Origin of the sequence: Desulfitibacter alkalitolerans DSM 16504 (assembly GCF_000620305.1) — a bacterium.
GTDB classification, from domain to species: Bacteria; Bacillota; DSM-16504; order Desulfitibacterales; family Desulfitibacteraceae; genus Desulfitibacter; species Desulfitibacter alkalitolerans.
On the sequence record NZ_KK211104.1, the window covers coordinates 122808 to 136016 of the forward strand.

Annotated in this window: 12 protein-coding genes; all 12 read right to left on the reverse strand. The window is 39.3% G+C overall.

The window, feature by feature from the left end:
• Positions 1-8: 8 nt before the first annotated feature.
• The 12 genes from K364_RS0118640 to K364_RS0118700 all read right to left on the reverse strand — a co-directional run bounded on the left by K364_RS0118640 (position 9) and on the right by K364_RS0118700 (position 13207).
• Entirely contained in the window at positions 9-638 is a 630-nt protein-coding gene (locus K364_RS0118640) for an ABC transporter permease (RefSeq protein ID WP_207640885.1), read from the reverse strand.
• A complete protein-coding gene (locus K364_RS24760) occupies positions 616-1296 on the reverse strand; it encodes an ABC transporter permease (RefSeq protein ID WP_084296067.1) in 681 nt (226 codons plus the stop codon). Before K364_RS24760 ends, K364_RS0118640 begins: the two co-directional genes overlap by 23 nt.
• 41 nt (positions 1297-1337) lie before the next feature.
• On the reverse strand, positions 1338-2459 hold the full coding sequence (locus K364_RS0118650; RefSeq protein WP_028309284.1) for an ABC transporter ATP-binding protein: 1122 nt from the start codon (positions 2457-2459) through the stop codon (positions 1338-1340).
• Positions 2460-2549: 90 nt separating this feature from the next.
• Positions 2550-3485, reverse strand: coding sequence for an ABC transporter substrate-binding protein (locus K364_RS0118655; RefSeq protein ID WP_028309285.1), 936 nt, complete (start codon positions 3483-3485; stop codon positions 2550-2552).
• A 699-nt stretch (positions 3486-4184) separates the two neighbouring features.
• Positions 4185-6104 (reverse strand): aconitate hydratase, encoded by a 1920-nt coding sequence (locus K364_RS0118665; protein ID WP_035270240.1) that lies wholly within the window; start codon positions 6102-6104, stop codon positions 4185-4187.
• 44 nt (positions 6105-6148) lie between these two features.
• Positions 6149-6376, reverse strand: coding sequence for an ATP-binding protein (locus K364_RS0118670; RefSeq protein ID WP_028309287.1), 228 nt, complete (start codon positions 6374-6376; stop codon positions 6149-6151).
• Positions 6367-8010, reverse strand: coding sequence for an FAD-dependent oxidoreductase (locus K364_RS0118675; protein WP_028309288.1), 1644 nt, complete (start codon positions 8008-8010; stop codon positions 6367-6369). Before K364_RS0118675 ends, K364_RS0118670 begins: the two co-directional genes overlap by 10 nt.
• Before the next feature lie 23 nt (positions 8011-8033).
• Positions 8034-8873: a carbon-nitrogen hydrolase family protein gene (locus K364_RS0118680; protein ID WP_028309289.1), complete on the reverse strand. Its 840-nt coding sequence runs from the start codon at positions 8871-8873 to the stop codon at positions 8034-8036.
• Positions 8870-9538 carry a cyclase family protein gene (locus K364_RS0118685; protein WP_028309290.1) on the reverse strand — a complete coding sequence of 223 codons (669 nt, stop codon included), beginning with the start codon at positions 9536-9538 and terminating at the stop codon, positions 8870-8872. The genes K364_RS0118680 and K364_RS0118685 overlap by 4 nt, the downstream gene beginning before the upstream one ends.
• Before the next feature lie 41 nt (positions 9539-9579).
• Positions 9580-10266: a GntR family transcriptional regulator gene (locus tag K364_RS0118690; protein WP_028309291.1), complete on the reverse strand. Its 687-nt coding sequence runs from the start codon at positions 10264-10266 to the stop codon at positions 9580-9582.
• Between the two features lie 24 nt (positions 10267-10290).
• Positions 10291-11685: an MmgE/PrpD family protein gene (locus tag K364_RS0118695; RefSeq protein WP_028309292.1), complete on the reverse strand. Its 1395-nt coding sequence runs from the start codon at positions 11683-11685 to the stop codon at positions 10291-10293.
• A 19-nt stretch (positions 11686-11704) separates the two neighbouring features.
• The gene (locus K364_RS0118700) at positions 11705-13207 is read right to left on the reverse strand and encodes a tripartite tricarboxylate transporter permease (protein ID WP_207640886.1); all 1503 of its coding nucleotides are present in this window, start codon (positions 13205-13207) and stop codon (positions 11705-11707) included.
• Positions 13208-13209: the final 2 nt, after the last annotated feature.

Below are 13209 nucleotides of genomic sequence, written 5' to 3' on the forward strand. Positions count from 1 at the left end.
TCCCACTTTTACACCTTTAATCCCCTTGGAGTAACAATGTTCTGTATAACGCCTATTAGAAAATTAGCCATAATAGCCAGGACAGCAGTTGGAACTGCCCCTGCAAGAAGGAGGGTTTGATTTACCATCATAATACCCTGTTGAATCCAATCTCCTAAGCTTCCTCCACCAACAAAGGCTGCAAGGGTGGCAAGGGATACACACTGAACTGTAGCTGTTTTTATTCCCGCTACTATAACTGGAACAGTAAGGGGTAATTGGACTCTAAAGAGGATCTGGTTATCTGTCATTCCCATTCCCCGTGCAGCTTCTATTACAGCAGGATCAACTTCCTTGATACCCACAAAGGTATTGAGCAAAATAGGCAGTACTGCTCTTAAAAATAACGCCAGCAAGGCTGGAGCAAATCCTATTCCAACCAGAGGAATAGCCAGTGCCAAGATAACCAAGCTAGGGATGGTCTGGCCAAGGTTGCCAAATGCCATTATGGGTGCTTCCAGATACGGCACCCTGGTTCCAATTATTGCAAGGGGTATAGAAAATATCATGGCCAGGCCAACAGATAAGAAGGTCAGGTTAAGATGCTGGCCCAGCAGGGTTAAAAATGCTTCCTGGTTATTTAGAATGTACTGAACCATCATATACCTCCTTAACCAACTTAGTAGTCTTTTTGGGTTCGGCTTTCCATTTTCCCAGCCTCTTTTGAAACATAACCAGCACCTTATCGGCCACAAGGGCCATAATAATAATTGGTATAGCGCCAGCCAGGATTATATCGGTATCTATAGTAAACATTCCAAGAAATATTAAATCTCCAAGTCCCCCAGCACCAATGTAGCTGGCAATTGTAGCAATTCCTATTGCCATTACTGTGACCATTCTGATACCAGCCATGATGACAGGCAATCCCAGGGGCAGCTGTATTTTTAATAATAGCTCCATTTTTGTCATGCCCATGCCTGTAGCGGCTTCTATAATGCTTTTATCAATGTTTTCAATGCCTGTAACCGTATTGCGGATTATTGCTAATTGGGAGTATAGTATTAGGGCTATTACTGTCGGCTTTACTCCAAGGCCGAAGAAGGGAATCATTATGGCAAAAAGGGCTAATGCAGGAATGGTATACAAAACTCCGGCAATGCCGAATACAGGACCCTGTAAGAATTTCATACGTGTTAAGAGGATTCCAAGAGGCACTCCAATAATAACTGCTATGCTGACTGCGATGATAATTATCTGTAAATGCTCTATAGTTAAATTTAGTACCCTTTGTGGATTTTGCATTATATAATTCATTTACTCCCCACCTCCCTGACTGTTTATGGTAGTAAGCATTTTTATGCACCCTCTCTGTCCATATAGCCTTCGCCAACATTTTTGTATAAACAGTTGGAGGTTATAATACCTAACAGCATTGATTGGTCATTTACTACTGCCAGATACCCAAAATCAAATCTAAGCATATGATTTAAGGCTTCTTTCAAGGACTTTTCATAATGTACTGTCCCCATGGGAGAAATCATAATATCTGAAACATACATATCGTCTGTCATTTTTTCAGCGTCTTCTCTATTTATATAACCCACAACCTTTTTATTCTTGTCAACAACAATAATGCTGCGGTAGCCTTGTTTAAAGAGCTTCCTTGCATCATCAATAGTATCCTTTGGATGTACAGTGCTTATATCTGTTTTCATGGCATCCTTTATTTTAATAAGACTGAGCTGTCTAAGGGCATGGTCAGTTCCAACAAAATCCCGAACAAAGCTATTGGCCGGATTCCTCAATATTTCCTGGGGAGAGGCACATTGAACGATTTTACCCTTGTTTAAGAGGACTATTCTATTGGCAAACTTCAATGCCTCATCCATGTCATGGGTTACAAAGACAATTGTTTTCTTCACCTTTTCCTGGAGTTTAATAAATTCATCCTGCATCTGTTCTCTTGTAATTGGATCTAATGCTCCAAAGGGCTCATCCATGAGCATGATAGGGGGGTCAACTGCCAGGGCCCGGGCTACACCTACACGCTGCCTTTGCCCACCACTTAACTGTCTTGGATACTTGTTTATAGTCTCAGCCACGTCAAGCTCAACCATTTCCAGCAGTTCCTCGACCCTTTTCTTTTGCTTCTCTTTTGGCCATTTTTGAAGATTAGGTATCAAGGCAATATTTTCAGCAACAGTCATATGGGGCATCAAGCCTATTTCTTGTATTACATAACCTATGCCCCTTCTTAATTGAATGGGGTCCTGCTTGCTAATATCCCTGCCATTAACTATGATTTTTCCAGAGGTAGGCTCTATCAGTCTGTTGATCATTTTCATGGTAGTGGTCTTACCACATCCTGAAGGTCCTATAAAAACTACAAATTCTCCTTCTTTTATTTCAAGAGAAACATTATCAACTGCCACCAGCCCGTTGGGAAATCTTTTAGTAACGCTGTCAAGTAATATCATTGCACCACTCTCCTTAAGAAGGGGATGGAATAACTAACCCTGGCTAGCTATTCCATCCTTTATTTCGTTTACATCAGTTAATCATTCACATTAGTTAATAAGACCCTTTTCTTTAAGGAACTGTTTTGCCACATCCTCTGGATCTTTCTTGTTTCCATCCACTTCATAGTTTAAATTTGCCATAGTAGTGTCATCTAATTTACCTGCCAGCTTGTTAAGGACGTTAGCTACTTCTGGATCCTTTTCCAGGAGGTCAGCCCTTACTACAGGAGCAGCATAATAAGGTGGAAAATAATTAAGATCATCCTCCAGGTTAATAAAGCCAAAGGATGGGATTCGGCCATCAGTTGCAAAGCCTGAAATAGCATTTACCTTCTTTTCCTGTAGTGCCTGATACATTAAACCTGAATCCATTCCAAGGGCATTTTTGAATTTAAAACCATACTTTTCCTGTAAGCCTGCAAGGCCATCGCTGCGTGGTATAAATTCTTGAGTTGCTCCTATCACTAGATTTTCTGCTATACCCTTAAGGTCTGAAATTTTTGTCACACCTAGCTCCTGTGCCTCATCCTGACGCATGGTTATTGTATAGGTGTTGTTAAATCCCCAGGGTTCAAGCCAGACCAATCCAAATTCTGACTGATACATCTCTTTGACCTTTGCATAAACTGCATCTGGGTCTGTCATAACCTCCTGCTGCAGAATAGCAATCAATCCAGTGCCGGTATATTCAACATAAACATTTATGTCTCCATTAACAAGAGATTCATGTACTAAACCTGTACCACCAAGACGCAGCTTATAATCTACAGGATAGCCTGCATCTTCCATTAACGCCCCTATCATGTAGCCAACCAGCAGCTGTTCAGTAAAGTTTTTCGACCCAACTATGATTTTGGGTTTTTCTTGTGGTTTATCTTGTGTTTGACCGCTAGTATCCGACGGTTTTGAACTGTTCCCCCCACAACCTACTACCAAGGCTAAGCTCAATGTCAGAACTAAAAGAATTAATAAAACTTTTTTCATTAACCTTCCCTCCTCATTTGAATTTTTAGAAAAAACTGATAATAATTTAATGCTCCCTCCCTTTACCTTAATATTCAAGTGATTTGCGTTTTAAGATACTTGTCTTGATATTTCCTAAATTTAATTCATCATTCATCTTCTTTGCAAGTTCTATTCCATTGAATGCCCTGGCTGCAGCTTTTTTGCACATGTCTTTTTATATGGCGAATACCCTACCCGTTAAGCCTTCCCAGAAGTGTTCAGCAGTATTTTTTAGCTGGGTAAGTATATAAAGCTCTAACATTTATTTTAAATTTATTAATTTTTAAAAAATCACCTTAACGTTTTATTATTTTTAATAATGCCCCAGCTTTATTTTAGCATTATAAATCTCGTTAAGCTTCATACAAATACATTCCTTCAATTCAGCCAGGGAAATAGAAAGTGCAAGTACAAATTTTCAGAGTGTATCATGAAATTAAAAATCATGGTAATAGTTAAAATAGCATTTAAAAGACTATTAAAGCAAATAATATGCCAGCTTAAAACATACACAAAAAAGCCTTGCTGTCTCTGACTTTTTCAATTATGTCATCAAATCTGCAAGGCAGTATTGTATTAAAACTAATAAAGAAGTAATGAAGTTGTGGCCTGGATTATAGTTCTGAAACAGGTGACAAAAGCCACCTGCTTCAGAATATATAAAGAGAGGAGGTGAGGTTATTTAGCTTCTAGCTTTGTTTTAGTATAATTCATCAAGCCGCCATGGAACAGAATTACCAGTTCCCTGTTGGTTAGGCTGCAGCTAGTTGTAAAAGAAAAATCCTTCGTCTTATTATAAACTTCAATATGATTGTTTTTAATCTGCTCATGAAATCTTTCAATAATCAGTTCATCACAAAGCTCTATTAAATCGTAGTCTGCACTTTTGGTAAATATTAAAGGAACTACTCCATAATTTGTTAGGTTTTGTCTATATATCCTGGCAAAGGATTTAGCTATTACAACTCGCATACCTATTGACATTGGCACCATGACTGCATGCTCTCTGCTTGAGCCCTGCCCATAGTTTTCTCCACCAATAACAAACCAGCTTGAGGACAGATTTTGCACCTTGTTTTTAAATTCCGGATCTATTCTGGAAAACACATGGGGAACGCAGCCTGGAACATTTGATCTTAGGGCCAGCATCTTGGCCCCTCCTGGCAAAATATCATCAGTACTTACATTATCACCAGCCTTTAGTTCCACCGTACCTTCAATACAATCTGGAACAGGTTTACCTATGGGCACAGGTTTTATATTGGGCCCCTTAATAACTTCAACAACTTCAGAAGTTTTAACGGGTTTAATAATCATATTTATATTTACAGGATAAAATTCAGGTAAGCTAATTTGTGGATACTTACCTAGACCGCGCGGGTCTGTTATACAACCAGTAAGTGCAGAAGCGGCGGCAGTCTCAGGACTGGCTAAATAGACATTTGCATCTGCAGTTCCAGACCTTCCCTTATAGTTACGGTTATATGTCCGCAGTGAATTAGAGCCTGAAGCCGGGGATTGGCCTACTCCATTGCAGGGACCACATGCAACCTCTAATATCCTGGCCCCTGCATCAACTATATTTTTTAAAGCACCTGTTTCAATCATCATAGTTAAAACCCGCCTGGTTCCTGGTGTTATAACAAGGTCTGTGCTTTGAGCAACCCTTCTGTCTTTTAAAACTTCTGCCACTACAGCCATATCTCTCATGGAAGAGTTTGTACAACTGCCTATAGCTATTTGGGCTAGGGGAATTCCCTTAACTTCAGAAACCTTTACCACATTATCCGGACTATGAGGTAAAGCTATAAGGGGTTCAATATTTGAGAGATTAATGTCATATAGCTCATCATAATGGGCATCACTATCAGCCACTAGTTCTCTCCAATCATATTCTCTTCCCACACTTTTTAAAAATTCTAGAGTAATTTCATCACTAGGAAAAACAGAGCTGGTTGCCCCCATCTCTGCTCCCAGGTTGCATATTGTAGCCCTGTCATATACAGAAAGTTTTTTTATCCCCGGGCCAAAATATTCAATTACCTTTCCATAGCCACCCTTGACTGTAAGCTGCTGAAGTATGTACAAAATAACATCCTTTGCAGAAACCCATGGGCCAAGCTCGCCTTCCAGCCTTATTCCAACAACCCTGGGCCTAGGCAAATAAAATGCTTCACCAGCCATTGCTACAGCCACGTCTAAACCACCTGCGCCAATGCCAAGCATTCCTGCCCCGCCTGCAGTTGGTGTATGACTGTCAGAACCAACCACTACTTGCCCAGGCTTTGAAAAGGTTTCCAGGTGCACCGAGTGGCAAATCCCATTGCCGGCTTTAGATATATGTGCCCCTATCTTTTGTGATAAACTCTGCAGATACTTATGATCATCCTGGTTTTCATTTCCAACCTGCAGTGTATTATGATCAATATACATTATTGAAAAGGGCTTAACCTTTTTAATGCCCATGGCCTCTAATTGTAGATAGACAACTGTTCCTGTGGCATCCTGAGTTAAAATTTGATCAGGATATAGTATAACTTCATCATTAGTAAATTCTGCTTTATTATTTTTTAGAATTTTATGAAAAACATTTTGCATTATTTAAATCACCCCTCGGCAAACTTAGGTAATATCTGCATTTGCTACACAAGCTTTCTGTTATACACGTCATATATGTCTATTGGCCTATTGGGTTCGACCTTTAATGCATCAGACTGGCATTCATAAACACACAAATAGCATGACTGACAATCTTCAGCGTATTTGATTTTAACTGTTTTTTCTTCATAGGAAAGAACATCCATGGGACATAATTTGTAGCACTTAAGACATGCAGTACACTTTTTATAATCAATACCTTTTATGACCATGTAAACGCCACTCCCCTTTGAACACTTAGGTAATTAAAAGCTGACTCACCTGTATGTTTATTTACCACCAAAATGTTATTGTCCAATAGCATATCTCTCTGGGGATAATCCTCTCTATAGTGACCGCCCCGGGTTTCCCTTCGGTAGATGGAAGCATTTAATGTTAATCGTGCAGTATTTAATGCATTTTTTGCCTCATGCCATAACATAAGATCGTGATAATCATTAACTAGAGCATCATTATACAGTATTCGCTCTAATCCCCGGCACCTGTCTAATGCCCCATCTAATCGCTCCTGTGATTTTACTATACTGACATAGCCATTGCCCATAATCTCAGAAAGCTTCCAGATTACCTCCCGAGGATTGATACTGCCTTTACTGCCCTTAAATTCATGAAATTCATTAATTTCAATGTTTTTCATAATAATACTTGTACTTTCTTCTTTGCTCCTAGCATAAGCTGCAGCACTCTTGCCCGCAAGATGTCCGGTAACATTGGCCCAGGCCAAACTCACTCCAGATAAGCCAACACATGCTCCTGTTACAAGTCCCTTGCTTGCATTGTCACCTGCAGCATATAAGCCTTTTACAGAGGTTCTGCCCATGTCATCTATCAAGACACCTGCAGAGGAGGCGTTGGATGTCCCGGTAAGACCTGGAATAGCTTCATTGGGGGCACCATAAAAATCAATTGTACTGTTTTGTAATAGTAGATCTAAATTAGGCATTAGCCTCTTAACCAAATCCTTTTCGGTAAAGTCCCGGAGGTCTAAATAAACGGGACCACTTCCCTTTTCAACTTCCTCTACCATTTTTCGCACTGCAATATGTCCGCTTGCCCTGCTGCCATCTCCAGATTTATCTAGAAAGGATTCCCCCAGTTTATTTATATATTTGCCGCCATGGGCCATAAACTTGGACTGTCCATAGGTATCATAAGCCTTTAATGATACATTGAAGTGGTTTCCATACTCCATATATGCCAGATCTGCTCCCGCTTCAAAGGCCATTATCAAGCCTTCTCCAGAGACAACATCCTGACCAAAAAACGGACCCCTGTAACTGCAGCCACCTGCAGCAAGGACTGTTGATTTTGCATTAATGAGTATGCTTTCTCCATTTCTTATATTAAAGCCCATTACACCACAAACTGCATCAGCTTCATCCTTAACAACCTTTGTAATCTGAACCCTATCTAGTATTTTAATACCCATTTTTATTAAATCTTTTCTCATTTCCTGCATGAGTCTGTATGTGGGGATTAAAACACACTTGGTAATTTTGCCCCTGCCGCCCCTTCGCATATAGGAGCCATCTGAATTTTTTTCTATATAATAGCCTTGATGATCCAGGTCTTTAATAATTTCGTAATTAGTTTCAAAAAGTTTTATAACCCAGTTTTTAATATTAATGCCTTCTCCTATTTCAAGGTAATAATTTACCCACTCTTGCAATGAATCCTCTTCTGGGACCCAACATAAAAAGTCTCCTGCTGCAAATGCCGTGGGTCCACTTGTCCCAGCTCTAGCCTTATCAACTAATATGACCTTTTGACCAGCTTCAGCAGCTGTTTTAGCGGCAAGCATACCACCCATTCCCGCTCCCACTACAAGGACATCAGTACTATACATATGACCACCTCACAAAAATACAATTAAGTCTCTAAGAGCTCTTTATACATATCTGGGCGCCTCTTATCAAAAAACTTGCACTTGGGCGTATTATCCTCTATGTTTATATCCTGAAAGAAAATTTCTTCCTCATTTTTGCTCATTTTTTGTAATATGTTACCTTCCTTATCTACAATGAGACTATTACCCATAAATTTCCATCCATCTTCATTGCCAGTTTTATTAACAGCAACAATATAAGTGGAATTTTCATATGCCCTGATTTGCATTAATCTTTCCCAAATTAATAATCTATTGGGATCAGTATCAAATAAGGCTGAATTTGTTGGAACAAATATAACATCTGCCCCCTTAAGACCCAGTATTCTAAAGCCCTCTGGAAAATGTCTGTCAAAGCATATTTGTATCCCTATACTAATTCCTTTGATATTAAATACAGGAAAACCAAGGTTTCCCACATTGAAATATTTTGCTTCCATGTTATTGTATTTGCTGCCCCCTTGTAATATTGGCAAGTGTATTTTACGGTATTTGCCAAGGGACCTGCCTTTCTCCATTATTACTGCAGTATTGAAAACCCCATCCACTGTATGCTCTGCATAGGGAAACAATACTGCAGTATTTATGCTGGATGTAACGCTTAAAATATGCTGAAATAAATTATCGTTATCAGCCAATATAAATCTTTCCACGTTTTCATAATAGTTTTTAGGGAAATAGGTTGTGACACATAACTCTGGAAGGCAGAATATATCTATGCTAAGTTTTTCTGCAGCCTGGATGTATTCCATTACCTTTTGAGCATTCAATATCATGGACTCATTGCTCGGCCCTAGCTGCACACCACCAATTCGAATTTTCATCTTTTTTCAAATACCTCCGCAACCACCCTTGAGGGTCCCCCACCCTGCTCGTGCAGTTTAATTGGGAAAAACATAACATTAAAATCCTTACCCTTAAGTAAATCCATGTTTGTCAGATTCTCAATAATAAGAACCTCCCCACCTAAAAGAATCAGATGTACATCAGCACCCTGTTTTTTGTCCGGCGGGAAATCCAAGCCTACTGCCTTGATATTTTTGCTGGCTAACCACTGGGCAGCTTCATTTGATAGGTAAGGATTATTTTGATAATAATTTGCATATCCATAATTGCTTCCCCAGCCTGTGTAGATTAAGACTACTGTCTCCAATAAATCGTCATCTGTCATTGTGGAAAGACTGGATTCAGATAGTATTTGTGTTAGATTAATGGGAGTGGCTTCCTTAATTTTGTTTTCTAGATTTACTAATACACCTTGACCAATAAATCTATTTAAATCTAGTTCTTCAACCTTTTTCCCATTTTCATAGAAATGGTATGGTGTATCAACATGTGTACCGCAATGTATACTATAAAAAAGACAAGAATTTGATCTTTTGTGTGATTGATGGGTTTGAAACTCTTTAATCTCTGTCGGAGGATGTCCTGCAGGTTCACCTATGCCTGGAACCAGAGTCCTACTTAAATCTACAAAGTTTCTAAACACTTGAATTGCCTCCTTTTCACTAAAAATCTGCTAAACCGGTGTTAAAGACCACCATACATTTTTAATTGATTTACAGCCTGTATGGCATCTAAATTCATCTGTTCAATTTCCCTGCGCAGTTCCAGAAGATGCTCTCTAAACTTTTCCTCAACCTTCTTTTTATTGCCTTCCTTTAATACATCTATTAAGTCCTGGTGATTGACAATGATATTTCTGCGGCAGGCCTCAAAAAAGAATGTAACATTTCTGAAGCGCTCACATTCATCGAATAATGTAGCCAGTGTTTTTTGATAAAGAACATTGGCTGATTTCTGGATAAGAATCCAGTGAAATTCTGTACCAGCCTTGGCGGCTTCAACATATTGCTTAAGTTCCAGAGACCTTCTTTGTTTGGCCAGGGTAATTTCAAGTTTATCAAAGTCTTCTTTTGTCAGCTTCTCCACTACTTCTCCGGCTATATACCCCTCCAGAACGGCTCTTAATTCGTATACTTCCATCATGTGTGATAGATTAATATCTTTAACCACGGTGCCGGCAAAATCCTTGATTAAAAGTCCTTCAGCCAATAATCTATTAATAGATTCTCTTATGGGGGTTCTGCTGACCTCAAGCTGTTCCGCTAGATCCTGTTCAAAAATTTTTTCCCTTGGTTTCAAAACCCCTGAAATAATTTGACTCTTTATCTCATTATAAATTCTTTCACTATGAAAAGACTTTCTTTTAGGCAATTACATCACCTCAAAAAGGTTATTTTATACTACCAGCTTTATTAATTCATTTACATCAGAGACCCCTTCTATATCTTCACAGGTTTTTAAGATATCCATATACTGCTTTTCAGAATAAAATACAGAAGCCAGCTTTATAAACTTATCTATCAATTCCTCTTCTGTAACAGGGTCATCCAGGTCTCCCTTGGCTCGATCCACCCTGGTTTTAATTACACTGCCATCTGCTCCATGGCATTCAATAATGGTAACGTCATCAATGGGCCAGTTCCTATCAATAGCCTCATCAACTTTTACTTCAATTTTTGACGATAGACTTAAAATCACTGGGTCAGCTAAATGGTCATCCCAGAACTCCTCTAGCAGCAGTTGGCCCTTTACTAGCATTGCCGCAACACAGTACTGCAGACTAAACTGGGCTCCTACCATATTATTGGGTCTAATCTTTTGTTCAACTGGAGTGGCATATTCTTCAAATATTTTCCTGCTTGTATATACTATGATTTTCTCAACATTGTCTAAAAGAATATTATTGTCATCCCGCAGCCTCTTGGCAGCTGTTACTGCTGAATGAAGCACACCAGCACATCCATATGGCTTGAATTGTATATATTTTATATCCCAGTCACGTCCTAGGTCTTCCAGCCAACTATCAAGATTATAGCTGCCCTTTCCGCAGTAGGAATTGAAAAACCCATGCTTCCCTTCAAAAACACTAAGAGGGCCGGTAAATCCTTTTTCTGCAAGTTCAGCAGCCAAAATCCCATTTCTATTGGCATTTCCCACCTGCAGCCTCTTCGTCCATGCTTCATTAGTCTTAAACTCCATTGATCCAGAAGCCAGTGAACCGCATATCCCAAAGGCGTTTGCCAGCTGATCTGTACTTAGACCAAGCAGTTTTCCAGCAACTGCAGCTGCTGAAAAGGGCCCACATACAGATGACTCATGAAATCCCTTTTCCAGGTTTAAATGTCCAATTTTGATAGCCCTGCTAATTTTGCTTCCAATTTCATACCCTAAAATGATTGAAAGTAAAAAATCCTTGCCAGATACTCTCTCCCTCTCACCTAATGCTAAAGCTGCTGGAATACTTGTTACACCAGGATGATTAAGTGACCTTTTATGATTATGGTGGTCTTCAAGCTCCAGAGAATGGGCCATGGCACCATTAATTAAAGCAGCATTAAAGGCGGGCATTTTATCTCCTAAAACTATGACAGAGCTTTCCTCAACCCCTCTGGTTTTGCTAAATATTTCATATAAAATCTTACTGCTGGGTTCACTCCAGGCAGCAATAATTACACCTAGCATATCAATTAAACAAAATTTTGCTTTTTTAATGACATCAGGTGGAATGTCCTCATATTTAGCTGATACAATAAAGTCACTAATGATCTCACTGAATTTCTTGTTGTCCATAGATTCCTCCTTAAAAAAATTAATGAGCACCCAACTTTTTACCTGTTTTCTTTTCAATAATAAATGGTGAAGCTATTGCTATTACTATTAATACAAGTAAAACCACACAAATAGGCCGACCTATCATATAACTTAATAGGTTTCCATCAGATAAAAGCATGCTCTGCCTAAAGCCCTTTTCTGTCATTGGCCCTAAAATAAGTCCTAATACTACTGGGGCCGGATGAAATCCTGTGAGTCTCATTCCAAAACCAATTAAACCAAAGGCTATCATAACCCATACATCAAAAAAATTATTACCTAATGCAAATGAACCTACAACACAGAATACTACTACTAATGGTGCAAGGACTCTATTGGGGACCATTGTAACCTTTGACAAATGCTTGGCCAAGAGCATCCCCACAACACCCATTAGTAGATTGGCAAAAATAAAGCCTACAATAACTGTATAGGTTATTTGTCCATAATGAGTAAACAGCTGCCTTCCAGGAACAAGACCCTGGATCATTAATCCCCCTAATAAAACTGCTGCAGTTGCACTTCCTGGTATGCCCAGGGTAAGAAGCGGAATTAATGAGCCTCCTGTTACAGCATTATTAGCTGCCTCGGAAGCACTTACCCCTTCAATTGAACCATTGCCAAATTCCTTCTTATTTTTGGAAAATCTTTTAGCTTCATTATAGCTAACCCAAGAAGCAATATCTCCACCTGCTCCTGGAAGAATTCCAACCAGTACTCCTATAATTGATGACCTCATTATAGTTGTCTTAACCTTCTTAATCTCATTCCAGCTAGGGATATATTTCCAGTCAGAGATTGGGTTGGAGATAATTTCCTTTTGTTTGTGGGCCTTTGCTGCCAGCATCATAACCTGAGATAAAGAAAATAAGCCTATCATTGCTGGTACAAAGGCTATCCCTGAATTTAATTGTAAAAAACCAAAAGTAAACCTTGGAAATCCAGAACTTACATCCAGGCCTATTGTTCCGATTAGCAATCCCAAAGCGCCTGATATAAGCCCCTTGGCCACTGAACCTGCAGAAATGCTTCCAATGATAGTAAGACCAAATACTGCAACCAGGAAATATTCTGGAGGGCCAAATTTTAATGAAATTAATGATAAGGGAGGTGTTAAGGTAAGTAAAAAGATTCCGCTCACAACTCCACCTATTACCGAAGATACGGTAGCTACCCTTATAGCGAGACCTGCTTTGCCCTGCTTGGTAAGTTCATAACCATCAATGGCTGTGGCTGCTGAGGCAGAAGTTCCTGGAGTATGCAGCAGGATTGCAATTAATGAACCCCCATAAATGGCAGAGGTGTAAACTGAAACAAGCATCAATAATGCTGCAGATGGATCCATACCAAATGTAACTGGGATTAGTAAGGCTACCCCCATGTTTGCAGTTAAACCTGGAAGTGAACCAATAATAATACCAGCAAAAACACCTATTAAGATTGCAATTAAACTTTCCCAGGTAAAAACTTCAATTAATACTGACTGTACTGTTGGTTCCAATT

What these genes read in the sequence shown, in the direction of transcription:
- K364_RS0118675 (WP_028309288.1), bottom strand. Translation starts at nt 8,010, where the DNA reads ATGTATAGTACTGATGTCCTTGTAGTGGGAGCGGGAATGGGTGGTATG.
- K364_RS0118670 (WP_028309287.1), bottom strand. Translation starts at nt 6,376, where the DNA reads ATGGTCATAAAAGGTATTGATTATAAAAAGTGTACTGCATGTCTTAAG.
- K364_RS24760 (WP_084296067.1), bottom strand. Translation starts at nt 1,296, where the DNA reads ATGAATTATATAATGCAAAATCCACAAAGGGTACTAAATTTAACTATA.
- K364_RS0118695 (WP_028309292.1), bottom strand. Translation starts at nt 11,685, where the DNA reads ATGGACAACAAGAAATTCAGTGAGATCATTAGTGACTTTATTGTATCA.
- K364_RS0118665 (WP_035270240.1), bottom strand. Translation starts at nt 6,104, where the DNA reads ATGCAAAATGTTTTTCATAAAATTCTAAAAAATAATAAAGCAGAATTT.
- K364_RS0118655 (WP_028309285.1), bottom strand. Translation starts at nt 3,485, where the DNA reads ATGAAAAAAGTTTTATTAATTCTTTTAGTTCTGACATTGAGCTTAGCC.
- K364_RS0118640 (WP_207640885.1), bottom strand. Translation starts at nt 638, where the DNA reads ATGGTTCAGTACATTCTAAATAACCAGGAAGCATTTTTAACCCTGCTG.
- K364_RS0118680 (WP_028309289.1), bottom strand. Translation starts at nt 8,873, where the DNA reads ATGAAAATTCGAATTGGTGGTGTGCAGCTAGGGCCGAGCAATGAGTCC.
- K364_RS0118650 (WP_028309284.1), bottom strand. Translation starts at nt 2,459, where the DNA reads ATGATATTACTTGACAGCGTTACTAAAAGATTTCCCAACGGGCTGGTG.